Origin of the sequence: Amycolatopsis sp. NPDC049159, assembly GCF_040648295.1 — a bacterium.
In the GTDB taxonomy this organism is placed as follows: domain Bacteria; phylum Actinomycetota; class Actinomycetes; order Mycobacteriales; family Pseudonocardiaceae; genus Amycolatopsis; species Amycolatopsis pretoriensis_A.
Map to the genome: position 1 here is coordinate 432,597 of NZ_JBEZDL010000003.1, position 22,642 is coordinate 455,238.

23 protein-coding genes are annotated in these 22,642 nt (G+C 72.3%); 14 read left to right on the forward strand and 9 right to left on the reverse strand.

The window, feature by feature from the left end; translation table 11 throughout:
• Positions 1-49: 49 nt before the first annotated feature.
• Complete coding sequence (locus AB0B33_RS08315) at positions 50-370, reverse strand: WhiB family transcriptional regulator (protein ID WP_013222678.1); 321 nt, start codon at positions 368-370, stop codon at positions 50-52.
• A gap of 191 nt (positions 371-561) precedes the next feature.
• On the opposite strand from AB0B33_RS08315, the gene AB0B33_RS08320 reads away from it, so the two are divergent.
• The 5 genes from AB0B33_RS08320 to AB0B33_RS08340 all read left to right on the forward strand — a co-directional run bounded on the left by AB0B33_RS08320 (position 562) and on the right by AB0B33_RS08340 (position 5,413).
• Positions 562-1,506, forward strand: coding sequence for a MerR family transcriptional regulator (locus AB0B33_RS08320; RefSeq protein WP_360768322.1), 945 nt, complete (start codon positions 562-564; stop codon positions 1,504-1,506).
• 129 nt (positions 1,507-1,635) lie between these two features.
• Positions 1,636-2,781, forward strand: coding sequence for a hypothetical protein (locus tag AB0B33_RS08325; protein ID WP_360768324.1), 1,146 nt, complete (start codon positions 1,636-1,638; stop codon positions 2,779-2,781).
• A gap of 131 nt (positions 2,782-2,912) precedes the next feature.
• Positions 2,913-3,509: a response regulator transcription factor gene (locus AB0B33_RS08330; RefSeq protein WP_003073605.1), complete on the forward strand. Its 597-nt coding sequence runs from the start codon at positions 2,913-2,915 to the stop codon at positions 3,507-3,509.
• Between the two features lie 395 nt (positions 3,510-3,904).
• Positions 3,905-4,477 (forward strand): sigma-70 family RNA polymerase sigma factor, encoded by a 573-nt coding sequence (locus tag AB0B33_RS08335; RefSeq protein WP_026468912.1) that lies wholly within the window; start codon positions 3,905-3,907, stop codon positions 4,475-4,477.
• Positions 4,478-5,413, forward strand: a complete 936-nt coding sequence (locus AB0B33_RS08340) for an anti-sigma-D factor RsdA (RefSeq protein ID WP_360768327.1) — start codon at positions 4,478-4,480, stop codon at positions 5,411-5,413. It abuts the gene before it with no gap.
• A gap of 60 nt (positions 5,414-5,473) precedes the next feature.
• On the opposite strand, the gene AB0B33_RS08345 is transcribed toward AB0B33_RS08340, so the two are convergent.
• Positions 5,474-5,869, reverse strand: coding sequence for a DUF5319 domain-containing protein (locus tag AB0B33_RS08345; RefSeq protein WP_086856224.1), 396 nt, complete (start codon positions 5,867-5,869; stop codon positions 5,474-5,476).
• 129 nt (positions 5,870-5,998) lie between these two features.
• On the opposite strand from AB0B33_RS08345, the gene guaB reads away from it, so the two are divergent.
• The 4 genes from guaB (at position 5,999) to AB0B33_RS08365 (ending at position 9,847) form a co-directional block, all read left to right on the forward strand.
• The gene (guaB, locus tag AB0B33_RS08350; RefSeq protein ID WP_247014983.1) at positions 5,999-7,507 is read left to right on the forward strand and encodes an IMP dehydrogenase; all 1,509 of its coding nucleotides are present in this window, start codon (positions 5,999-6,001) and stop codon (positions 7,505-7,507) included.
• A gap of 73 nt (positions 7,508-7,580) precedes the next feature.
• A complete protein-coding gene (locus AB0B33_RS08355) occupies positions 7,581-8,033 on the forward strand; it encodes a DUF3574 domain-containing protein (RefSeq protein ID WP_360768331.1) in 453 nt (150 codons plus the stop codon).
• Between the two features lie 74 nt (positions 8,034-8,107).
• On the forward strand, positions 8,108-8,632 hold the full coding sequence (locus tag AB0B33_RS08360; protein ID WP_247014979.1) for a hypothetical protein: 525 nt from the start codon (positions 8,108-8,110) through the stop codon (positions 8,630-8,632).
• 81 nt (positions 8,633-8,713) lie between these two features.
• Positions 8,714-9,847 (forward strand): GuaB3 family IMP dehydrogenase-related protein, encoded by a 1,134-nt coding sequence (locus tag AB0B33_RS08365; RefSeq protein ID WP_247014977.1) that lies wholly within the window; start codon positions 8,714-8,716, stop codon positions 9,845-9,847.
• 137 nt (positions 9,848-9,984) lie between these two features.
• On the opposite strand, the gene AB0B33_RS08370 is transcribed toward AB0B33_RS08365, so the two are convergent.
• Positions 9,985-10,185, reverse strand: a complete 201-nt coding sequence (locus AB0B33_RS08370; protein ID WP_247014975.1) for a DUF397 domain-containing protein — start codon at positions 10,183-10,185, stop codon at positions 9,985-9,987.
• A gap of 166 nt (positions 10,186-10,351) precedes the next feature.
• On the opposite strand from AB0B33_RS08370, the gene AB0B33_RS08375 reads away from it, so the two are divergent.
• The 3 genes from AB0B33_RS08375 to AB0B33_RS08385 all read left to right on the forward strand — a co-directional run bounded on the left by AB0B33_RS08375 (position 10,352) and on the right by AB0B33_RS08385 (position 14,804).
• Positions 10,352-12,061 carry a GMC family oxidoreductase gene (locus tag AB0B33_RS08375; RefSeq protein WP_360768335.1) on the forward strand — a complete coding sequence of 570 codons (1,710 nt, stop codon included), beginning with the start codon at positions 10,352-10,354 and terminating at the stop codon, positions 12,059-12,061.
• Between the two features lie 424 nt (positions 12,062-12,485).
• The gene (locus AB0B33_RS08380) at positions 12,486-13,196 is read left to right on the forward strand and encodes a maleylpyruvate isomerase family mycothiol-dependent enzyme (RefSeq protein ID WP_360768337.1); all 711 of its coding nucleotides are present in this window, start codon (positions 12,486-12,488) and stop codon (positions 13,194-13,196) included.
• 81 nt (positions 13,197-13,277) lie between these two features.
• A complete protein-coding gene (locus tag AB0B33_RS08385; protein WP_360768340.1) occupies positions 13,278-14,804 on the forward strand; it encodes an FAD-binding oxidoreductase in 1,527 nt (508 codons plus the stop codon).
• On the opposite strand, the gene AB0B33_RS08390 is transcribed toward AB0B33_RS08385, so the two are convergent.
• Positions 14,801-16,246, reverse strand: a complete 1,446-nt coding sequence (locus AB0B33_RS08390) for an aldehyde dehydrogenase family protein (protein WP_360768343.1) — start codon at positions 16,244-16,246, stop codon at positions 14,801-14,803. The two genes, AB0B33_RS08385 and AB0B33_RS08390, sit on opposite strands and share 4 nt — an antisense overlap.
• A gap of 55 nt (positions 16,247-16,301) precedes the next feature.
• On the reverse strand, positions 16,302-17,336 hold the full coding sequence (locus AB0B33_RS08395; RefSeq protein ID WP_360768346.1) for a zinc-dependent alcohol dehydrogenase family protein: 1,035 nt from the start codon (positions 17,334-17,336) through the stop codon (positions 16,302-16,304).
• A 74-nt stretch (positions 17,337-17,410) separates the two neighbouring features.
• On the opposite strand from AB0B33_RS08395, the gene AB0B33_RS08400 reads away from it, so the two are divergent.
• Positions 17,411-18,031 (forward strand): rhomboid family intramembrane serine protease, encoded by a 621-nt coding sequence (locus AB0B33_RS08400; protein WP_360768349.1) that lies wholly within the window; start codon positions 17,411-17,413, stop codon positions 18,029-18,031.
• A 19-nt stretch (positions 18,032-18,050) separates the two neighbouring features.
• Here AB0B33_RS08400 and AB0B33_RS08405 read toward each other — a convergent pair whose 3' ends face one another.
• Together AB0B33_RS08405 and AB0B33_RS08410 are read right to left on the reverse strand one after the other, a co-directional pair.
• On the reverse strand, positions 18,051-18,482 hold the full coding sequence (locus AB0B33_RS08405; protein WP_360768351.1) for a hypothetical protein: 432 nt from the start codon (positions 18,480-18,482) through the stop codon (positions 18,051-18,053).
• Between the two features lie 69 nt (positions 18,483-18,551).
• Positions 18,552-19,097, reverse strand: a complete 546-nt coding sequence (locus tag AB0B33_RS08410; protein WP_360768354.1) for a DinB family protein — start codon at positions 19,095-19,097, stop codon at positions 18,552-18,554.
• A 109-nt stretch (positions 19,098-19,206) separates the two neighbouring features.
• On the opposite strand from AB0B33_RS08410, the gene guaA reads away from it, so the two are divergent.
• The gene (gene guaA, locus AB0B33_RS08415; RefSeq protein ID WP_247014956.1) at positions 19,207-20,763 is read left to right on the forward strand and encodes a glutamine-hydrolyzing GMP synthase; all 1,557 of its coding nucleotides are present in this window, start codon (positions 19,207-19,209) and stop codon (positions 20,761-20,763) included.
• Positions 20,764-20,833: 70 nt separating this feature from the next.
• Here guaA and AB0B33_RS08420 read toward each other — a convergent pair whose 3' ends face one another.
• Positions 20,834-21,076, reverse strand: a complete 243-nt coding sequence (locus AB0B33_RS08420; RefSeq protein ID WP_086856211.1) for a hypothetical protein — start codon at positions 21,074-21,076, stop codon at positions 20,834-20,836.
• Positions 21,069-22,349: a PspC domain-containing protein gene (locus tag AB0B33_RS08425; protein WP_360768358.1), complete on the reverse strand. Its 1,281-nt coding sequence runs from the start codon at positions 22,347-22,349 to the stop codon at positions 21,069-21,071. Before AB0B33_RS08425 ends, AB0B33_RS08420 begins: the two co-directional genes overlap by 8 nt.
• Positions 22,350-22,642: the final 293 nt, after the last annotated feature.

The window sequence follows — 22,642 nt, forward strand, 5'->3', positions numbered from 1 at the left end:
ACGGAGGGCGGCACCCCACCCGGTGCCGCCCTCCGATGTCTGTGGCCGCTCAGCCGCCGGACATGCTGAGCGCGCGTTTGTCCGCCTTGATGAGGTGCTCGCGTTCGGACTCCGAGAGCCCGCCCCAGATGCCGTACGGCTCGTGCACCGCCAGCGCGTGGCTGCGGCACATCTCCAGGACCGGGCAGCTCAGGCAGACCGCCTTCGCCCTCGCCTCCCGTCGTGCGCGCGCCGGGCCGCGCTCGCCGTCCGGGTGAAAGAAGGACGCGCTGTCCATCCCCCGGCACGACCCTTCGAGCTGCCAGTCCCACATGTCGGCGTTGGGTCCTGGGAGCCTGCGCGTGTCTGCCATCCTGACCGCCTCCGTCATCCGGTCGATGCCGCTAGCTGCTCTGCTGTGGTGCCGATACTCCATTCGGTGCAACGGCGGTAACGTTAGAAGCGCGCCAATAGTTGTTCAAGCGATTCGGCCCGATTCAGCCGTTAGGCATCCCCCGGATGTGTGAGCAGGGGTTTCGCCTCCGGTTGCCGACTGCGCTGGGTGCCTGGATATTGAGGCTCGTGGGAGCTGGGTCGGGCACCGAAGAACCCACCCTGCCGGTGGCCTCGGTCGCCCGCCGGCTCGGGGTCGCCCCGTCCACCCTCCGAACCTGGGACCGCCGCTACGGACTGGGCCCCAGCCGCCACACGGACGGCCGCCACCGCCGCTACGGCAGCTCCGACATCGGCCGCCTCGAACTGATGCAGCGAGCGCTCCTCAGCGGCGCTTCGACGGCCGAAGCCGCGAAGTACGCCCTCGAGCAGATGCCGCGCTCCGGGCCCCCGCAGCCGGAGGAGCCTTCGGCACCCGCCGACGCGGCCGCGGCCGACGACGGGCTGGAGGTCCGCTCCCGGCTCGCCCGCCGCTTGAGCACGGCGGCACTGGCGATGGACGTCGGCGCGGTCCAGCGCATGCTCGCGGACACCATCACCGAGCTCGGCGTCCTCCCCGCGTGGGCGGGCGTGATCGAGCCGGTGCTGTCGGCGCTGGGTGCCCGCTGGCGCGGCGCGAGCGCGGGGGCGGAGGTCGAGTACCTGCTCGCGGAGTGCGTGTTCGCGGCACTGGTGCGCGCGACACCGGTGCTGGACGAGCCCCGCAACACCCGCCCGGTGCTGCTCGGCTGCGTCCCGGAGGAACGCGACTCGATGCCGATGTACGCGCTGGCGGCGTCGCTGGCCGGCCGGCGGATCGGCGCCCAGCTGTTCGGGGTGCCGCTGCCGGCGGACGTCCTGGCGGTCGCGGTGCGCCGGAGCGCGCCGTCCGCGGTGGTGCTGTGGGCCCACCGGCGCGGGGTCGCGGACACGCGGCTGTTCGCCCGGGTCTCGCGGGGGCGGCAGCGGAGCCGGCTGTTCGCGTGCGGCCCGGGCTGGGACCCGGCGGCGCTGCCGGACAAGGTGGAGCTGCTCACGGACCTCCCGGGCGCGGCGGACCGCATCGAGCACGTCCTGGTGGGCGGCCCGGGCTAGCCGGCTTTCGTCCGGTGTCGGCAGTGGCCGGCGCGCCGAAACGCCATGAACGACCCGTTCATGACGTCCGAGCTCGTGCCCGGGCACTTCGATCATGTTTTTGTCGGTGCGAACCGCTAGAAAGGACGGGTGCACGAACCCGCCCTCAGGGCCGCCGCGTTCGGGAGCGATCCGCTGCCCGATCCCGCCGTCCTGCGCGGCGCGGGCACCCCGCGGGAGCGGCTGCTCGCCGCCATCGTGCTCGGCGCCCAGGGCCGGTACGCGGCCGCCGCTGCCCTCCTGGAGCGGCTCCGGGGCGAAAGCAACCCGGTGACGGCGTCGCTCGCCGCCAGCACGCTCGCCTCGCACCGGCGGCAGCTGGGCGGGCACCGCCGGGCCCGCGCGCTCGACGGCGAGGCCTTCGCGAGGGTTGCCGAGCTCACCGGCGACCCTGATCCGAGCGGCCTCGACGCGGCCGGCGCGAGACCTGCCGCGCTCACCGGCGACCCGGACGACCTCGCCGCGGCCGCCTCGCTCTCCGGCGCCTCCGACCGCGCCGGCTTCGTTGCGGCGGCAGCGCTCTCCGGCGACTCCGACCCGGACAGCCTCGCCGCGGCCGCCTCGTTGACCGGCGCCTCCGCCCCGGCCAGCCTTGACGCGGCCGGCGCGAGACCTGCCGCGCTCACCGGCGACCCGGACTGCCTCGCCGCGCCCGCCTCCCTCTCCGGCGACCCCGGCGCCCCCGACCCCGACGGCCTCGACGCCGCCGGTGCGAGGGCCGACGCGCTCCTCGGCCTCGCCGCCGACAACCTCGCCCTCGGCCGCCTCACCGCCGCCCGCAGGCTCGCCGCGAGGGCCGCCGAACAGCGCGCCGGCTGGCGGGCGGGCGTGCGCGGGGGCTGGGTCGGTGCCGAGATCGAGCTCGCCGCAGGTCAGGGCGCTGCCGCCGTGCCGCACGCCGAGCGCGCATTCGAAACGGCGGTCGCGCGGGGGGCGCGGCGGCACGCGGTGAAATCCGGGATTGTGCTGGCTGTCGCCGTGTCGGCGGCCGGGTGTCCCGATCACCGGGAGATTTCGGACGGTCTTGTCGGAAATGCGATGGCGACCGCCGAGGAATGCGAACTGCTTTCACTTTTGTGGCCCGCAGCCCTCGTCGCGGCCGACCTGCGCCCAGGACACGCCGAGGAGTATCGATTCAGAGTGGCTCAGGTGTTGCACGCAGTGTTACGAAGCGCAGATCCTTGCGGGAGGAGGATCGCGGGGGAATCGCCATGGGTGCCCGACCCGGGTGGTTGAGCCGTCGGAATGGGGTGTTCCGGCATCCGGGCTAAGAAACTTCAAAAAAAGCCACCGGATCGTGTCAAGGTTCGGGCTAAAGCGTCCGATAGGGGAAGAGGAATGTCACCCGGCTGCAGGAAGGAAACCCCGTGACGACGGTCTTGATCTGCGATGACCGACGCAGTGTCCGTGAAGGGCTCACCCGAGTGATGTCCGCGGTCCCTGGGGTCAGTCGCATCGACTGCGTAGCGCACGGTGACGAGCTGCTGGCCCGGTACTCCCGTCAGCCCGTCGACGTCGTGCTGGTCGGAACGCAACGCGCGGTTCCGACAGGTGTCGAAGCCACCCGGCGGCTCGTCTCGGCCAACCCCCAGGCGAACGTCATCGTCTTCGGCGCCCCCGACGACGCGGGCAGCATCGCCGCCGCGATCGCCGGCGGCGCGCGCGGCTACCTCCGCTGGGACGCGTCCCGGCCGGAGCTGGTCGCCGCCCTCGCCCACACCCTCGCGAGCACTTCGGTGCCCGCGCCCCGTCAGCCGTCCGACCCGGGCGTCCAGCTGACCGAGCGCGAGCTCCAGGTGCTCCGGGGGATGAGCCAGGGCAAGAGCAACGGCCAGATCGGCCGCGAGCTGTACCTGTCCGAGGACACGGTGAAGACCCACGCCCGGCGGCTGTTCCGGAAGCTCGGTGTGCGCGACCGCGCGCAGGCCGTGGCCCACGGCTTCCGCCGCGGTCTGGTCAGCTGACCCGTCCCCGCGGCAGTTCTCCTCGATCCTGACACGGCCGGAACACAGGTGACGACGGGCCAGGGCGCACCGCCCTGGCCCGTACCTGCGTGGTCCCCATCACACTCCGGCGCCCTTGAGGCAGCCGCCACGGCGGATCGACGCCGTGGCACCCGTCCCTCCGACGGATCTCGTACCCGTGGCCCCGCTCGCTCGTTGAATCGTCGGATCCGGCCGCGGGTCTGCAGGAAAATCCGTATTTTCGCGGCTCCGGCGAGTACGGCGCGCCGGGGAGCACCGCGCGCGTCGGTCCGGAGCGGGCCGACGGTACGGTAGCGGTCACCGGTTCGAGGCGGAGGCGACCACGGGCCGGGTTCTTTGCACACCTACACGTAACACTGGGACTGTTGTCTGCGATGGCCAATGTGGGGGATGGACTGGATGAACCGGTCGCCGCTGCTGTCGAGGGAGATCCCCAGGCAGTGGAGCGGCTGCTGGCTGCTATCCGTCCACTGGTAGTGCGGTATTGCCGCGCCCGGGTTGGCAGGCAGGAGCGATCGTTCGCTTCGGCGGACGACGTTGCGCAGGAGGTGTGTCTCGCGGTGCTAACGGCATTGCCCTCGTACCGCGACCAAGGCCGCCCGTTCCTGGCCTTCGTCTACGGGATCGCCCAGCACAAGGTGGCCGACGCGCACCGCGCGGCGGCGCGCAACCGGGCCGAGCCGGTGGCCGAGATCCCCGACGAAGTCGAAGGCGGGGTCGGCCCCGAGCAGCGGGCGCTGCAAGGTGAACTGAACGAGCGGATGTCCCAGTTGTTGCAGGTGCTGCCGGACAAGCAGCGGGAGATCGTGGTGCTTCGCGTGGTTGTCGGACTGTCGGCGGAGGAGACCGCGGACGCGGTCGGCTCCACTCCCGGCGCCGTCCGCGTCGCCCAGCACCGCGCCCTCGCGCGGCTGAGAAAGGTCCTGGCCGCGGAGGAGGTGATCTGAGTGACCGGTCATGACAGAGGTTTCCAGCCGGACGACGTCTTCGGTAGTGGCTTGTCGGCTTCGGAGGCGGAATTCGCCGCCGACCTGTCAGCTGTGCAAGCCGATGACGCGCTGCTCGACGCGCTCGGCGGGTCCGACCCGGCGCTGGCCGACGGCCTCGGCGACCAGGAGCTCAACGCGTTGCTGGTGGCGTGGCGAAGAGACATCGACAGCGAGCCGCTGGCCGAGCTCGTCGACGTCGACACCGCCGTGCGCACCGTCAGCACCGCCGCTCTCGCGAAGCGGCACGCCTCGAGCGGACGCCGCCGCAGGCTGCTCGTCCCCATCGCCGTCGCCGCCGCCGTGCTGGCGATCGCGTTCACCGGGACCGGGCTGGCCGCGCGCTCCGCGGAACCGGGCGACACCCTGTGGGGCCTCGCGAAGGTCCTGTACTCCGACCACACCCGCTCGGTCGAGGCCGCCGCGAACGCGAAGCTCGACCTCGAGAAGGCGAACCTGGCCATCGCCGGCGGCAACCTCGACGCCGCGCGCGAGGCCCTCGACGCCGCCCAGGCCGCCTTGTCGCAGGTCAGCGACGAAGACAACCGCGACCAGCTGATGGAACAGCACCGGCAGCTCGCCGCGCAGCTGCAGAACCCCGAGGCCCCGGTCCAGGGCCCGATCCAGACCTCGGTGCCGTCGGTGCCGCCCGGCGCGTCGTCGACGCAGGTGCCGCCGGCGGGCTCGGCGACGTCGATCCCGGGCAGCGGCAGCGGCACGACCAGCCTGCCCGGCAGCGGGACGCCGACCCCGACGCCCCCGCCGCCGACCAGCGAGACCCCGACCCCGACGCCCACCCCGCCGCCGACCACCACCGGCGCGACGGGGAACGACCCGGGCACGCCGCGCAGCGAGTCCGCCGGCGGGCAGTCCCAGAGCGTCGGCGAAGGCCAGTAGGACGTACGAAAAAGCCCTGGTGAGCAATCTCACCAGGGCTTTTTCGTGGGTCAGGGGCGCTCAGTACGCGCTTTCGTTGGCCGTCACGCCGTCGGCGAAGCCCCGGCAGTAGTCCCAGCTCACGTAGTCGCCGGGGTTCGGGTCATAGGCCGGCTCGTGCGGGCGCATCCGCCCGTCGGCCAGCAGCTGCTCGAGGCTGGCCCGCAGCAGGTGCCAGTCGTGGTAGTGCGGTTCGTCGCATTCACCGCAGTCCACGACGATCCCGCGGACTCCGCGGGGTTCGAGCAGGGCCTGGTAGACGGCCAGATCCGAAAGGTCGGCCAGCAGTTCGGTGCGTTCGGAATCGCTGATCGGCTCGTCCAGCCGGTCCTCGTCGTCACCGAAGGCGCGGGCCGGGTCGTCCGGGTCGTCCGCGAACGGGTCTGGGGGCAGGACATCGTGCGCCACGGCCTGCACGGTACCCGGCGGTCACGACGGCTCGCCCACCGCCCGGGGCGGGCACGGCGCCCGGATACCATGAGGAGAAGGCTCCGAGTCGCCACAGCGACCCCGCTCATCCCGCGCCAGGAAGGCCCTTCACCCGCTATGACCAGCGACGGCACCACCCCCGTTCCGGCCAAGTTCGCCATGCTCGGCCTGACCTTCGACGACGTGCTGCTGCTGCCCGCCGAATCGGACGTCGTCCCCAGTGCCGTCGACACCAGCTCCCGGCTGAGCCGGAACATCACCCTCGGCGTCCCGCTGGTGTCCGCGGCGATGGACACCGTCACCGAGGCCCGGATGGCGATCGCCATGGCCCGCCAGGGCGGCATCGGCATCCTCCAGCGCAACCTGCCGATCGACGCGCAGGCCGCCGCGGTCGAGGTCGTCAAGCGCTCCGAGGCGGGCATGGTCACCGACCCGGTCACCTGTTCGCCGGACGCGACGCTGGCCGAGGTCGACGCCCTGTGCGCGAAGTTCCGCATCTCCGGCGTGCCGGTGACGGACGCGGCCGGCGCGCTGGTGGGCATCATCACCAACCGCGACATGCGGTTCGAGGTCGACCACAGCCGCCCGGTGTCCGAGGTGATGACGAAGCCGCCGCTGGTCACGGCGCAGGTCGGGGTCTCGGCGGACGCGGCGCTCGGGCTGCTGCGCCGCCACAAGATCGAGAAGCTGCCGATCGTCGACGGCGCGGGCAAGCTGCGCGGCCTGATCACGGTCAAGGACTTCGTGAAGACCGAGCAGTACCCGAAGGCGACGAAGGACCCGGACGGCCGGCTCATCGTCGGCGCCGCGGTCGGCGTCGGCGTGGACGGGCACCAGCGCGCGATGGCGCTGGCCGACGCGGGCGTCGACGTGCTGATGGTGGACACCGCGCACGGGCACTCCCGCTCGGTCGTCGAGACCGTCGCGCTGCTGAAGAAGGAGCTGGGCGACTCGGTCGACATCGTCGGCGGCAACGTCGCGACGCGGGCGGGCGCGCAGGCGCTGGTCGACGCGGGCTCGGACGGCATCAAGGTCGGCGTCGGCCCGGGCTCCATCTGCACCACCCGGATCGTGGCGGGCGTCGGCGTGCCGCAGATCTCGGCCATCTACGAAGCCGACCTGGCCGCGCGCCCGGCGGGCATCCCGGTCATCGGCGACGGCGGCATCCAGTACTCGGGCGACATCGCGAAGGCCATCGCGGCTGGCGCGTCCACGGTGATGCTGGGCAGCCTGCTCGCCGGCACCGCCGAGTCGCCCGGCGACCTGATCCTGGTCGGCGGCAAGCAGTTCAAGGTCTACCGCGGCATGGGCTCGCTGGGCGCGATGCAGTCGCGTGGCCAGGGCAAGTCCTACTCGAAGGACCGCTACGCCCAGGACGACGTGCTCAACGAGGACAAGCTGGTCCCGGAGGGCATCGAAGGCCGGATCCCGTTCCGCGGGCCGCTGGCGAACGTCGTGCACCAGCTGGTCGGCGGCCTGCGCGCGGGCATGGGCTACGCCGGTGCCGAGACGATCGCGCAGCTGCAGGACGCGCAGCTCGTGCGGATCACCGCGGCCGGGCTCAAGGAGAGCCACCCGCACGACATCACCATGACGGTCGAGGCGCCGAACTACACGACCCGCTAGTCCGCCCTTCCGGGCATTCCCCCCGATCGCCGCGGCCGGGAGACTCGGCCGCGGCGACCGAGGAGGGGAACGCATGGCGGTGCCACGACGGACTCTGGTGACGGCGGTGGCGGCGGCGCTCGTCGGGCTGGGCGGCGGCATCACGGCGTCCGCCGCCGACACCCCGGCCACGCCCGCGGCCGCCCGGGTGCAGTCGCCGGGGGAGCTCTGGAAGCGCACCGAGCTGTTCTTCGGCACCGGCAAGCCGGACGGCACCGAGGTGACCGACAAGGAGTTCGCCGCGTTCTCCGACCGGGAGATCACCCCGGCGTTCCCGGACGGCTTCACCCGCCTCGACGGCAGCGGCCAGTGGCGCGGCGGGTCCGGCGCGATCGTGCGCGAGCACACCCACGTGATCGTGCTGCTGTACCCGTTCGCCGATCGTGCGGCCGAACGGGAGATCGAAGGGATCCGCGCCGACTACCGGAAGCAGTTCCGGCAGGAATCCGTACTGCGTTCGGACTCCGTGGAGCAGGTCTTCTTTTGAGTCACCGTGACCTAGCGTGCTTACGGTAATCGGCCTATCGCCTTGCGTGGTGCTCGTGGTGTGCACTGTGGGGCATGACGGTCGGCCGCTTGACGCGGGTGCTGCGCACGGTGTTCTTCACGGCCGTCGCCCTGGTGTCGCTGTTCCTGGGCGGCATCGTCTGCCTGATGTGCCAGGTGCTGGCCGGTCGTGACGCGCCGACCGACCGCGTCGAGGGGTACATCGTGTCCCACGAGCGGGGCGCGCTCCCGGTCGGCGGGGAGGGCGGGATCAGCCACACGCTCTCGATCGTCGCCGGCGGGCGGGCGTACCGCGTCACCGCCGTCGACCCCGGCCTCGACCTGCCGGCCGGGCAGACGGTGGCGCTCGACGTCTCCACGGCGGACGGCGGCATCGCCTACCTGCACGCGGGCGGCGGGGTGGTCGACCTGCGCCAAGGCGTCGTCCGGCCGGTCCTGCTGATCGCCGCGGCCCTGCTCGCCCTGGGTGCGGTGTACTTCGGCGCGGTCCGGCTCAACGTCTACCCGCCGGTGGCGACGTGGCTGGCCCTCGCGCTGGGGGCGGTGCTGGCGCCGATCGCCGTCTTCGTCCGGGTGTAGTGCCACCCCCGTGCGCAGGTCACCCACGCGGACTAGCGACAATGGGGCACGGCAGATTGTCGTCGTCGGAGGAGGCTTCACGTGCGGGACCTGGTCGAGATCGGGATGGGCCGCACCGCGCGGCGGGCGTATGACCTCGACGACGTCGAGATCGTGCCGTCACGGCGGACCCGGTCGTCTTCGGTGGTGTCCACCTCCTGGCAGATCGACGCCTACCGCTTCGACCTGCCGCTCGTCACGCACCCGACGGACGCGATCGTCTCGCCCGGCACCGCGGTCGCCGTCGGCGAGCTGGGCGGCCTCGGCGTGCTGAACGCCGAGGGCCTCTGGGCGCGGCACGCGAACGTCGAGGAAGCCATCTTCCAGCTGGTCCGCGCGGCCGAGGACCTCGAGGACCCGACCGCGGTCGGCCGCGTGCTGCAGGAGCTGCACGCCGCCCCGGTCCGGCTCGACCTGCTGAGCGAGGCCATCAAGACGGTCCGCGAATCCGGCGTCACGGTGGCCGCGCGCGTCAGCCCGCAGCACGCCGCCGAGCTGACCCCGGACCTCATCGCGGCGGGCGTCGAGATCCTGGTCGTGCAGGGCACGATCATCTCGGCCGAGCACGTCCAGCGCGACGCGGAGCCGCTGAACCTCAAGGAGTTCATCGGCCGCCTCGACGTCCCGGTGATCGCGGGCGGCGTCAGCGACTACCGCACGGCGATGCACCTGATGCGCACGGGCGCGGCCGGCGTCATCGTCGGCCACGGCTACACCCCGGGCGTCACCAGCACCGACCGCGTCCTCGGCATCGGCGTCCCGATGGCCACGGCGATCATCGACGCGGCAGCGGCCCGCCGCGACTACCTCGACGAGACGGGCGGCCGCTACGTCCACGTCCTGGCCGACGGCGGCATGACGACGTCGGGCGACATCGCGAAGGCCATCGCGTGCGGCGCGGACGCCGTGATGCTGGGCTCACCGCTGGCCGCGGCTTCGGACGCACCCGGGCAGGGCCTGTACTGGACGGCGGCGGCCGCGCACCCGTCCCTGCCGCGTTCGCGCGTGGCGGCGGGGCCGGATTACGCGGTCGACCTGAAGACCCTGCTGTTCGGCCCGTCGTCCGACGCGGAGGGCGTGGTGAACCTGTTCGGGGCGCTGCGCCGGGCGATGGCGAAGACGGGCTACTCGGACCTGAAGGAATTCCAGCGGGTGGGCCTCACCGTCCGTCGCTGACGGCGTTGCCGTCCTGGTCGCGGCCGCGCTCGACCACCCCACCCACCGCCGTGCCGGCGGAGGTGATCGCGAGTCTCACTGGTTCGGGCCCGCCTCCGCCGCGCGGTGGCGAAGACGGGCTGTCCGGGGAGCCGGCCTCACCGTCCGTCGGTGAGGTGGTCGAGGAACGCGGTGAACGCTCTCGCCGAATACACGAGCACCGGGCGGGCGGCCATTGCCGCCTGCTTGGTGTCCCGCACACCGACCACGCCCGGGCCGGTGCCCACCTCGACGCAGGCGTTCTCCTCGAAGTGGCTGTGGCTCGACTTGCGCCAACCGGTGAGCTTTCGTGGGCTCATCGTGGTGCCTCCTGGGATCGTGTCCCGCTCGGCGGTGAATCGCCGACGTGGACATCGAGCACTCTGATAAGTACCCACCCGCGGCGCTCATGTAAGCGTCCAGAAGAGTGACTGGCGAGTAACTTACCTCTGGTCAGAACTGGGACCCCGGGTTACGCTCCCAGGTGTGACTGCCAGTAACACCACCACCAGTGCGGGTGGCCCCGACTACGACGTCGTCGTGGTGGGGTCGGGGTTCGGCGGCAGCGTCGCGGCGCTGCGGCTCACCGAGAAGGGCTACCGGGTAGCCGTCGTCGAGGCCGGGCGGAGGTTCGCCGACGACGAGTTCGCCAAGACGTCGTGGGACCTCAAGCGCTACCTCTGGGCGCCGCAGGTCGGCTGCTACGGGATCCAGCGCATCCACATGCTCAACGACGTCATGGTGCTCGCGGGCGCCGGCGTCGGGGGCGGGTCGCTCGTCTACGCGAACACGCTGTACCGGCCGCTCAAGCCGTTCTACCGCGACCGGCAGTGGTCCCACATCACCGACTGGGAGGCCGAGCTCGCGCCGCACTACGACCAGGCGAGCCGGATGCTGGGCGTCGTCACGAACCCGACGATCACGCCGTCGGACGTCGTGATGCGCGACGTCGCCAAGGACATGGGCGTCGGCGATTCGTTCCACCCGACGCCGGTCGGGGTGTACTTCGGCAAGCCGGGGGAGCGCGCCAAGGACCCGTACTTCGGCGGCGCCGGACCCGAGCGCGTCGGCTGCACCGAGTGCGGCTCGTGCATGACCGGCTGCCGCGTCGGGGCGAAGAACACGCTGGTCAAGAACTACCTGTACCTCGCCGAGCAGGACGGCGCGCAGGTCATCCCGCTGACGACGGTGACGTCCGTGCGCCCGGTCGAGGGCGGCTACGAGGTCGACCTGAAGAAGACCGGGACGACGTCGAAACGGTTCCGGACGACGATCACGGCCGAGAAGGTCGTCTTCGCGGCGGGCACCTGGGGCACGCAGAACCTGCTGCACAAGATGAAGGACACCGGCACGCTGCCGAAGCTCTCGCGCCGGCTCGGCGAGCTGACCCGGACGAACTCCGAGGCCATCATCGGCGCCGCCCGGACCGACGTCGACGAGAGCCGGAACTTCAGCCGCGGGGTCGCGATCACGTCGTCGATCCACCCGGACGAAAACACCCACATCGAGCCGGTCCGCTACGGCAAGGGCAGCAACGCGATGAGCCTGCTGCAGACGATCGCCACGGACGGCGCTTCGCCGGTGCCGCGCTGGCGGCAGGCCGTGAGCTTCATGGTCAAGCACCCGTTCCAGACGGCGAAGCTGCTCAACGGCTACCGCTGGTCCGAGCGCACGGTGATCCTGCTGGTGATGCAGAGCCTGGACAACTCGATCACGACGTACACGCGCCGCGGGCTGTTCGGCCGCCGCAAGTACACGTCGAAGCAGGGCCACGGCGAGCCGAACCCGAGCTTCATCCCGGCCGGCCACGAGGCCAACGAGCGCACGGCGGGCCACATCGGCGGCATCGCGGGCGGCACGTGGGGCGAGATCTTCGACATCCCCCTGACGGCCCACTTCATCGGCGGCGTCCCGATCGGCGCGACCCCCGACGAGGGCGTCATCGACCCGTACCACCGGGTCTTCGGCTACCCGGGCCTGTCGGTGGTCGACGGCGCGGCGATCACGGCCAACCTCGGCGTGAACCCGTCCCTGACGATCACGGCGCAGGCGGAGCGGGCGTTCTCGTTCTGGCCGAACAAGGGCGAGGCGGACGCCCGGCCCCCGCAGGACGCGGCTTACGCCCGGCTGGAGCCGGTGGCCCCGAAGAACCCGGCGGTGCCCGCGGACGCCCCTGCGGCCCTGCGGCGGAGTTAGCTGATCGTGCCTACAACCTGCCCGTGACCGAGAACACCGGCAGCTGTTCGGGCTGGGTGACCCGATGGCATCCACCATCAGGTGAAACCTGCAGCTCAGGCGGCAGATTTTGTTCACGCCACAGGACATGGCATCGCTCGGAAGTGGCTCGCGTTGAACGGCTACGGTCCTTCGGGTCGACCTCGGAAGCCTCGGCGCGATCCGCGGGGGCCTTCGAAAGCCACGTGGCGCCCGAAGATCCTCGACGCGCAAGCGGAGGAAGACATGGCCCCGAGCGGGACGCGCTGCAGGAAGTGCAGCAGCACACACAGGCTTCTGGTGGTGATCAGCCTGTTCTGCACACCAGGTGCGGGGCCGGCTCCGCACCGCCGCAGAATCGCATTCGGCGGCGTCACCGATCGGTTTGCCTCCTAGACTCGGGGCCGTGACGACGGCATCGGAGAAGGCGCACGCGCTCCTCGAAGGAGTGCGCACACTCGACGACGAATGGGCCCGGGCCATCGGTGGCCTCGGCGAGCCCGAGCTGCGCGCACCCAGTGCGCTGCCCGGCTGGTCGCGGGCGCACGTGCTCGCCCACCTCGCCCGCAACGCCGACGGCCTCAAGAACCTGCTGGGCTGGGCGGACACCGGGGTCGAGACGCCGATGTACGCCAGCGTCGAAGCCCGGGAAGCCGACATCGAGGCCAGTTCCCAGCACTCCGCCGCCGAGATCCTGGCCGACTTCGTCGCCTCCGCCGGGCGGTTCGAGCAGTACGCCGCGGGCATGCCGGACGACGCCTGGGCGCGTGAGGCCCGCAACCGGCAGGGGGCGCCGGTCACCGGGGCCGTCGTCGCGCGGATGCGGTTGTCCGAGCTGACCATCCACCTCGCCGACCTCGACCGTGGGTACGACCTCGATCGCGTGCTCGGGCTGCTCGGCCCGCTCACCGAAGACGTCGTGCAGCACGCCATCAGCTCCCGCAGCGCGCACCTGCCCGCGTTGCGCCTGGTCGCCGACGGCTTCGAATGGACCATGGGTGCCACGCCCGGCGCGACCGTCACCGGGACCGGCGGGCAGCTGCTGGCCTGGCTCAGCGGGCGCTCCGACGGGTCGGCGCTCGACGGCGCCGTGCCGCGGATCCCCGCCTGGTCCTGACCGCCACCGCCCGGCGCCGCCGTGGTGCGGGCCGCCGTGCCGCCGACCTAGACTGGGCGTCCCGGCCCCGAGGAGTCCGCTGTGGACAGTGAGCACGACCAGGCGCAACCCGCCGGACGGCCGCGCGTCCACCACCGTGTGGACAGAAGGACGTTCCTCCGGGTGGCGGGGGTGTCGGCCGCCGGTGCCGTCGCCGCCGCGTGCGGGCCGGGCGGCTCGCCGTCGCCCGTCGCTTCGAGCGCGCCGGTGCCCACGACCTCCGCGCCGCCCAGCTCGCGGCTGCCCACCGGGCCGCCGAACTGGGACGACCTGCGCGGCAAGCTGACCGGGAACCTGCTGCGCCCGGGCGCCGACGGCTACGACACCGCCAAGCGCGCGTTCAACCAGCTCTTCGACAACAAGAACCCGGTCGCGGTCGTGACGGCGTCGACCGCCCAGGACGTCCAGGCGAGCGTCCAGGCCGTGGCCGGGCGCGCGTCCATCGCCGCGCGCAGCGGCGGCCACAGCTACGCCGGCTACTCGGTGCCCGACGGCGGGCTGGTCGTCGACGTCGCCGGGCTGGACAAGGTCGAGGTCCAGGGCAGCCAGGCCGTCATCGGCGCGGGCGCGAAGCTCAAGGACGTCTACGCCGCGCTGGGCCGCGCCGGGCGCGCGCTGCCCGCCGGGTCCTGCCCGACGGTCGGGATCGCCGGGCTGACCCTCGGCGGCGGCATCGGCGTGCTCTCCCGCAAGTACGGCCTGACCTGCGACCGCCTGAGTTCGGCGCAGGTCGTCGTGGCCGACGGCCGGCTGGTCAAGGCCTCCGCCGACACCGAGCCCGACCTGTTCTGGGGGCTGCGCGGCGGGGGCGGCGGCAACTTCGGCATCGTCACCGAGTTCACCTTCGACACCGACCCGGCGCCGGACTTGACGGTCTTCTCGCTGCACTTCCCGGCCGGGTCCGCGGCCGACGTGCTGAACGCGTGGCAGCAGTGGATCGCCGCGATGCCGCCGGAGCTCTGGGCGAACTGCGTGCTTTCGGGCGGTTCGCCGGTCCAGTGCCGCGTCGGCGGCTGCTACGTCGGCGGGGCGGCCGGGCTGAACACGCTGCTCACCAACCTGACCACCAACGCCGGCGCGCGGCCGACCCAGCGAACCGTGAAGAGCCTCGACTACCTCGGCGCCATGAACTACTTCTCCGGCAGCTCGAACCGGCAGTCGTTCGTGGCGTCGTCTCGGATCGTCACGAGCCCGGTGGACGCCGCGAAGGTCGTCGCGCTCGCCGACGGCCGCACCGGCACCGACCTGCTCATCGACGGCCTCGGCGGCAAGGTGGGCGAACCGGCGAAGGACGCGACGGCGTTCTGGCACCGCGACGCGCTGGCCAGCGTCCAGATCTACGCGCCCGCGACGGCGAAGACCCAGCAGAAGGTCACGCAGTCGGTCGGGGAGGTCGCCGCCGGGCTCGCCGCGGCCGGTGCCGGCGGCGGGTACGTCAACTACATCGACCCGGCTCTGCCCGACTGGAAGACCGCCTACTACGGCGACAACGCCAAGCGGCTGCAGGACGTCGCCAAGAAGTACGACCCCGACAACGTCTTCCGGTTCGGGCAGAGCGTTCAGGCTTAGAGGTCGATGCCGGTGAAGACCGTCACGCGTTCCTCGGTCAGGTCGTGCATGGCCGCGAGCACGCCTTCGCGGCCGACTCCGGAGCCCTTCACCCCGCCGTACGGCATCTGGTCCGCGCGGTAGGACGGCACGTCGCCGATGATCACGCCGCCGACCTCGAGCTCGGCCGACGCGTGGAACGCCAGCTGGACATCCGTGGTGAAGACGCCGGCCTGCAGGCCGTACGCGGAGTCGTTGACCGACCGGAACGCGGCGTCCACACCGTCCACAACGGACACCGCGAGGACCGGGCCGAAGATCTCTTCGTTCCACGCCTTGGTGTCCGGCGGGACCTCGGTGAGCAGCGTCGGGGCGACGGTCGCGCCGTCGCGGGTGCCGCCGGTCAGCACCTTCGCGCCCGCCTCGACGGCTTCGCCCACCCACGCGACGATCCGTTCCGCGGCGGCTTCGTCGACGACCGGGCCGACGTCGGTGTTGCGGTCGTACGGGTCGCCGGTGCGCTGCGCCTCGACGGCTTCCAGCAGGGCGGGCACGAACTCCTCGGCCACGGCGGCGTCCACGATCACCCGCTGCACCGCGATGCAGGACTGGCCGGCCTGGTAGTTGCCGAAGGTGGCGATGCGGTGCGCGGCGCCTTCGGGGTCGGGCCAGTCGCGCAGCACGACGGCCGCCGCGTTGCCGCCGAGTTCGAGCACGACGTGCTTGCGCGGCGCCGCGTCCTTCAGCGACCAGCCGACCGGGCCCGAGCCGGTGAACGACACGACGGGCAGCCGCGGGTCGGCGACGAGTGCCTTGGTCTCCTCGTTCCCCAGCGGCAGCACCGAAAACGCGCCTTCCGGCAGGTCCGTCTCGGCCAGGATCTCGCCGAGGACCAGCGCCGACAACGGGGTCCGCGGCGCGGGCTTGACGATGATCGGCGCGCCGATCGCCAGCGACGGCGCGACCTTGTGCGCCACCAGGTTCAGCGGGAAGTTGAACGGCGCGATGCCGAGCACCGGCCCGCGCGGGACGCGGCGGGTCAGCGCCAGCCGCGCCTCGCCCGCGGGGTCGGTGTCGAGGCGCTGGACGTCGCCGGTGAACCGGCGGGCCTCCTCGGCGGCGATGCGGAACACCGAAACCGCGCGGGTGACCTCGGCCTCGGCCCACTTGAGCGGCTTGCCGTTCTCGGCCGTGATCACCTCGGCGATCTCCTCGGCACGCGCGGCGAGCACCCGGGAGACGTGGTCCAGCGCGCCCGCGCGGACGTGCGCGGGCGTACCGCGGAACTCGCGGGCGACCGACGCCGCGGCCGCGACCGCGCGCTCGACCTGCTCCGGCCCGGGCACGGCGACCGTGGCGACCTCGCTGCCGTCGTACGGGTGGTGCACGACGAGGGTGGTGGCGCCCGCCTCGGGGCGGCCGGCGATCCAGGCGGGGCGCGGCTCGGGGGTGATCATGTCCATGCGCACCAACGTAATCCGGGTGGCGGGCCGGGCGTGGGACCCCCACCCGGACGGGTCACGGCTTGATGAGCACCTTCAGCGCTTCGCGGTCCGCCATCGCGCGGTAGCCGTCCGGCACGCCCTCGACGTCGATGGTCCGGTCGAAGACGCGACCCGGCTGGTACCTGCCCTCGAGGACGTCCGGCAGCAGTTCGGGGATGTAGTGCCGGGCGGGCGCGACGCCGCCGGTGATGGTGACGTTGCGGCGGAACACCCCGACGCCGGCGGGCGCGTCTTCGTACTGCGGCAGCCCGACGCGGCTGACCGCGCCGCCCGCGCGCACGACGCCGACGCCCATCTCGAACGCGCCCTTCGTGCCGACGCACTCGAGCACGGCGTGCGTGCCCTGGCCGTTCGTCAGTTCGCGCACCTTCTCGATGCCTTCGTCCCCGCGCTCGGCGACGACGTCGGTCGCGCCGAACTCGCGGCCCAGGTCGGTGCGGGCCTGGTGCCGTCCCATCAGGACGATCCGGTCGGCGCCCAGGCGCTTCGCCGCGAGGACGGCGGAGAGCCCGACCGCGCCGTCGCCGATCACGGTGACGTTCTGGCCTTCGCGCACGCGCGCCTTCACGGCGGCGTGGTGGCCGGTGGAGAAGACGTCCGACAGCGTCAGCAGGGACGCGAGCAGGTCGTCGTCCTCGGTGTGCGGCAGCTTGACCAGGGTGCCGTCGGCCTGCGGCACGCGCACGGCCTCACCCTGGCCGCCGTCGACGCCCTTCGCGCCCCAGCCGCCGCCGTGCAGGCAGGACGTCTGCAGGCCTTCGCGGCAGAACTCGCAGGTGTTGTCGGACCAGACGAACGGCGCGACGGCGAGGTCGCCCTTCTTGACGGTTTCGACGTCGGCGCCGGTCTCTTCGACGACGCCGAGGAACTCGTGGCCGATCCGCCGCCCGTGCTCGCGCGGCGGCATGTCGGCGTAGGGCCAGAGGTCGCTGCCGCAGATGCAGGACCGCACGACCCGCAGGATGACGTCGGTGGGCTCGGCCAGCTCCGGGTCCGGCACGGTCTCGACCCGGACGTCGCCGGCGCCGTAGATGACTGTCGCTCGCATGGTGGTGCCTTCCCTGGGCTGAACGTGACAAACGTCGGGGGTGTGGCGGCGGGGACGCGCCTAGATTTTCGTCCATGAGCACGCGCGCCGCATCCCGCAACCCGTTCGCGGCCCTCACCGGGGCCACCCGCCGCCCGTACCTGACGGCCGCGGTGTTCGCGGTGACGCTGGCGTGCGGGATCGCGCAGCTGACGGCCCGCGGGCTCTACGACCACGTCGTCCGCGACGCGGCCCGCATCGACGCGGGCGAGTGGTACCGCCTGGTGACGGGCATGTTCTTCCAGGACGCGCGGGCGTTCGGCCTGGTGTCGAACCTGCTCTGGCTGGTGGTGTTCGGCACGCTCGCCGAGCGCGTGTTCGGCCGCGCCCGCTGGCTGCTGCTGTACTTCGGCTGCGGCCTCTTCGGCCAGTTCACGAGCTACGTGTGGCTCAACCCGGTCGGGGCGGGCAACTCGATGTGCGTGGCGGGCCTGATCGGCGGCCTGGCGGCGGTGGTGATGACGGCTTCCCGCCGCTACGGCGTGGTGCTGCCGATCCAGTTCCGGGTCATGGCGTTCGCGGTGCCGGTGCTGGCCGTGGTGGACACGGTCGCGCACGACAACCACGGCGTCCCGGCCCTGCTCGGCCTGGCCCTCGGCTTCCTGCTCCTGCCCCGCCGCCCGGTCGTGGGTGTTCAGGAGGGTCAGACCCCCTGAACACCCACGAGGCGGTCCGTCAGTCGGGGTAGTGGCCGCCGAGCCGGCACCAGTGCGCGACCAGGTGCGGCTGCGGCGGCACCGCCAGGAGCTCGGCGAGGTCCGCTTCGGCCTGGCGGGCCGCGGCCTCGGCGCGGGTCCACTCCAGGTCCTCGTCCGCGCTCTCGCACCGGTCCGCCCGGGCCAGCGCGGCGGCGATCCGGTCGCAGCGCAGCTCGTCCGCCCGGCCCAGGTCCTCGGTGTGCCGGGCGTCGAGGATGATCCCGCTGCCCGAGCGCGCGCCGTACCGGACGGCGATCCGCAGGAGGTCGGCGCTGAACTCGCGCGTCTCCGCGGGCACCCACGACAGCCGCTCCCAGTCGGGCGGGGGCTGGTCGTCGGCGCGGCAGACCACGTAGCCGGGCACGTCACACCAGGTCAGCACGCCTTTCGGGCGGAGTCGGTAGAGCATGCGCAGGTCCCCCTCGGAAGCCGTTCTCGATACCCGTGAATCGGGCCGACGGTGACTCCCCGTTACAGCTCACCGGCTGCGGTACAGGTCGCGCAGCAGGAGGACTTCGGCGCAGTGGTGGATCATTTCGCGGTGGATGTGCAGCACCAGCGTCGCCATCGGGTACTGGGCGTACGGCCCTTCGGCCGGTCCGCACGGGCGTGCCAGGGCCTCCTCGTCGAGTGACTTCACCCCTTCGACCCACCGGGCGTAGTACTCGTCCAGCGCCGCCATCGCTTCCGCGGCCGTCCCCGGGTACGGGTAGTCGTCGTAGGTCATCGCCGGGCCGCCGAAGTGCGACGCCGTCCGCATGCCCAGGACGCCGACCAGGACGTGGTTGAGCCGCCACGCGATCGTCGTGACCGGCGGCGGAGCCGGTTCGGGGAAGGCGAAGTCGATGGTGAACGGGCCGGTGCCGGGCTCGTCGTCCGACTTGCGCGGCCGCACGGTCCAGCAGGCCGCGACCGGCTCCCAGAGGTACTCCTCGTCGGTGAGCCCCCCGAGCTTCGGGCGCGTGTGCACGTTCCAGTGGAAGTCGAGCTGGTCGGTCAGTTCCTTGGTCCAGTTCACAGCCATACGCGGACCGTAGGCCCGATCGCGGACAGGGGCGGCCCTGAATCCCGGGTGACCCAGCCCACCTGGGACGATGGACCTCGATTCCCGCTTCTCGCCAGGAGGTCGTCAGGTGCCCAACCCCACCGGTCCGGTTCTCGTCGTGGACTTCGGGGCGCAGTACGCGCAGCTGATCGCCCGGCGCGTCCGCGAGGCGCAGATCTACTCGGAGGTCGTGCCGCACAGCGCGTCCACCGAAGAGATCCTCGCGAAGAACCCCGCGGCCATCATCCTTTCCGGCGGCCCCTCGAGCGTGTACGCCGAAGGCGCCCCGGGCATGGACCCGAAGCTCACCGAAGCGGGCGTCCCGATCTTCGGCATCTGCTACGGCCACCAGCTGCTCGCCAGCGCGCTCGGCGGCGTCGTCGAGCCGACCGGCGTCCGCGAGTTCGGCCGCACCGAGGTCCGCGTGACCGGCGACGGCGGCGTCCTGCACGCCGGCCTGCCCGCGCACCAGCCCGCGTGGATGAGCCACAACGACAGCGTCACGAAGGCCCCGGAGGGCTCGGTCGTCACGGCCTCCTCCGACGGTGCCGAGGTCGCCGGCTTCGAAGACGTCAAGCGTCGCTTCGCGGGCGTCCAGTACCACCCGGAGGTCGCGCACTCGCCGCACGGCCAGGAGGTGCTGCGCCGGTTCCTGCGCGACATCGCCGGCATCGAGCCGCAGTGGACGACGTCGTCGATCGTCGAGGACCAGGTCCAGCGGATCAGCGACCAGATCGGCGACGGCCGGGCGATCTGCGGCCTCTCCGGCGGCGTCGACTCCGCCGTCGCGGCCGCGCTGGTCCAGCGCGCCATCGGCGACCGGCTCACGTGCGTGTTCGTCGACCACGGCCTGCTGCGGGCAGGCGAGCGCACCCAGGTCGAGCAGGACTTCGTCTCCGCCACCGGGGTCAACCTGGTGACCGTGGACGCGCGCGAGCGCTTCCTCGGCGCGCTCGCCGGCGTCACCGACCCGGAGCAGAAGCGCAAGATCATCGGCCGCGAGTTCATCCGCGTCTTCGAGCAGGCCGAACGCGACCTCAAGGCCCAGGGCGACTACAAGTTCCTGGTCCAGGGCACGCTCTACCCGGACGTCGTCGAGTCCGGCGGCGGCGAGGGCGCGGCCAACATCAAGAGCCACCACAACGTCGGCGGCCTGCCGGACGACCTCGAGTTCGAGCTGGTCGAGCCGCTGCGGCTGCTGTTCAAGGACGAGGTCCGCAAGGTCGGCACGGAGCTGGGCCTGCCCGAGACGATCGTCCAGCGCCAGCCGTTCCCCGGCCCCGGCCTGGGCATCCGCATCATCGGCGCGGTCGACCAGGAGCGCTTGGACACCCTGCGCGCGGCCGACCTGATCGCGCGCGAGGAGCTGACGGCGGCCGGGCTGGACCGCAGCATCTGGCAGTGCCCGGTGGTGCTGCTCGCGGACGTCCGCAGCGTCGGCGTCCAGGGCGACGGCCGGACCTACGGGCACCCGGTGGTGCTGCGGCCGGTGTCGTCCGAGGACGCGATGACCGCGGACTGGACGCGCCTGCCCTACGACGTCCTGGAGCGGATCTCCACGCGCATCACCAACGAGGTGGCGGAGGTCAACCGGGTGGTACTGGACGTGACGTCCAAGCCGCCGGGCACCATCGAGTGGGAATGAGTCCACTGTAGACAGGACTCGAGGCCCCGGCGTGGGATCCGGGGCCTCGAGAGTGAGTGGTGTTCCTGAATCAGCGTCGGCGTTTGCCGCCGAAGGAAGCGCCGAGGAGCAGCAGCCCCACGAACACCGCGCCGCCGGCGATCACCCAGCGGAAGTCGAACGAGGGCAGCCAGCTCGCGCCGTCCGAGAGGACGTAGGCCGAGACCAGCAGCGTCGCGATGCCGACGATCAGGGTGAAGACGTTCACGCCGCCGCGCTTGGCGGGCTGGGTGTCCGCCGGTTCGTCGTAGACGTAGGGGTTCTGCTCAGCCACGTCGCACCTCCACGCTGCCCACGCTGTTGTCCACCTTCAGGGTGATCTTCTGGCCGCCGACGCCGTCGGAGCCGTTGTCCGTGCCCTTGAGCGCGCCCTGGCTGATGCCGTCGGTCGAGTGGTCGAAGCAGTCCGCCGAGCCGGCGCCGGTGTGGCACTCGTAGGTGACGTCGGCGTCCTTCGGCACGATGACCTTGGTGTCGCCGGCGCCGTTGGTGATCGTCGTCGAGTACGGGTCGCCGAGGGGCAGCTGGGTCAGGTCGATGTCGATGTCGCCGGCCGCGTGCTGGTAGAGCGGCCGGACGTCGGCCACCGTGCGCGGGGTCTCGGTGATGTCGCCGACGCCGCCGCGGAAGTCGAGGTTTTCGAACGGCGCCGTCGTCAGGACCATCCCGACGATCGCCAGCGGCACCGCGAGCCCGATCAGGCCGCCCCCGCCGCGGGCGAAGGCACCGGCGACCAGGCCGATGCCGACCACGCCGAGCACGAGCCCGATGATGTGCTGCGCGGAAAACCAGTCCGCGCCGTTGAGGTTCAGCAGCACGCCGGCGCCGGCGGTCAGCACGGCGACCGCGAAGGTCACCGAACCCACCTTGGAGTGCGGCCGCCGCTCAGGGGCCCGGTAGGACGGCGGCGGCGTCGGCCGCGGCGGCTCGGGCGCCGCGTCGGGCAGGTCCCAGCCGGCCGGGTCGGCGGCGAGGGGGTCGAACCCCCGCGACGGCGACGGCGCCTCGGCGGTGTCGGTCATGGTGAAGGCTCCGTTCCCGGTGAAGGCCTCGGTCCGCGCCCTGGCCACGACCGGCGCTGGCCGGTTCAGGTGCCCGCGGCTGCGGTGCAGCAGGTAGAGAGCGGTGGAGATGAGCGCGAAGCCGATCAGGCCGCCCCCGTCGAACCAGGTGGAGCTGAACATCCCGCCGGCACTGACGACGGTGAGCACGGCCAGCACGACGGCGAAGGCGGGCGACACCGACGACCGGCCCCGACCGATGAGGCCTTCGAAGCCGGACACCTCGTCGTTTTCGCCGGGCAGGAACAGCCACGCCAGCAGGTAGAAGGTCAGCCCGAAGCCCCCGAAGACCGTCGCGACCACCAGCGCGATCCGCACGACGACGGGATCCACCCCGTACCGGTACCCGATTCCGGCCGCCACCCCGGCGACCTTCCGCCCCGCCTGCGGCCGCCGCGGCCGGCTGACCCAGAAGTCCTTGACGGTCTCCTCGAAGCCGTTCAGCACCCCCGGCTTCGACGACCGGCTTTCACTCGCACCACTCATACCGAAGAGCATGCGGCACGGGCCGCGGCGGGACATCCGGGATGGTCCCTGAGGTTTCCCGGAGAGGGTCGCGCAACGGCCGGCTCCCCGGCGCGACGATCCGGGGGATCGCGCTGTGGCGGCGAAAACAGGCCCGTGAAGCGCGGCAGGCGTGCCTGCGCACCCGACGGACGCTTCGGCGGTACCTGCTACTCCGTGCACGGCGCCCGCGTCGCCGCTGTAGTCACGACTTCGACGTTCACGAAGGGCCACGCAATGGATCAGGGGTTTCCCCGATGGAACCCCAAGCCCCT

Coding starts and splice junctions, on each gene's coding strand:
- AB0B33_RS08315 (WP_013222678.1), bottom strand. CDS start 370: ATGACGGAGGCGGTCAGGATGGCAGACACGCGCAGGCTCCCAGGACCC.
- AB0B33_RS08335 (WP_026468912.1), top strand. CDS start 3,905: ATGGCCAATGTGGGGGATGGACTGGATGAACCGGTCGCCGCTGCTGTC.
- guaB (WP_247014983.1), top strand. CDS start 5,999: ATGACCAGCGACGGCACCACCCCCGTTCCGGCCAAGTTCGCCATGCTC.
- AB0B33_RS08355 (WP_360768331.1), top strand. CDS start 7,581: ATGGCGGTGCCACGACGGACTCTGGTGACGGCGGTGGCGGCGGCGCTC.
- AB0B33_RS08360 (WP_247014979.1), top strand. CDS start 8,108: ATGACGGTCGGCCGCTTGACGCGGGTGCTGCGCACGGTGTTCTTCACG.
- AB0B33_RS08370 (WP_247014975.1), bottom strand. CDS start 10,185: ATGAGCCCACGAAAGCTCACCGGTTGGCGCAAGTCGAGCCACAGCCAC.
- AB0B33_RS08390 (WP_360768343.1), bottom strand. CDS start 16,246: ATGGACATGATCACCCCCGAGCCGCGCCCCGCCTGGATCGCCGGCCGC.
- AB0B33_RS08395 (WP_360768346.1), bottom strand. CDS start 17,336: ATGCGAGCGACAGTCATCTACGGCGCCGGCGACGTCCGGGTCGAGACC.
- AB0B33_RS08400 (WP_360768349.1), top strand. CDS start 17,411: ATGAGCACGCGCGCCGCATCCCGCAACCCGTTCGCGGCCCTCACCGGG.
- AB0B33_RS08405 (WP_360768351.1), bottom strand. CDS start 18,482: ATGCTCTACCGACTCCGCCCGAAAGGCGTGCTGACCTGGTGTGACGTG.
- AB0B33_RS08410 (WP_360768354.1), bottom strand. CDS start 19,097: ATGGCTGTGAACTGGACCAAGGAACTGACCGACCAGCTCGACTTCCAC.
- AB0B33_RS08425 (WP_360768358.1), bottom strand. CDS start 22,349: ATGAGTGGTGCGAGTGAAAGCCGGTCGTCGAAGCCGGGGGTGCTGAAC.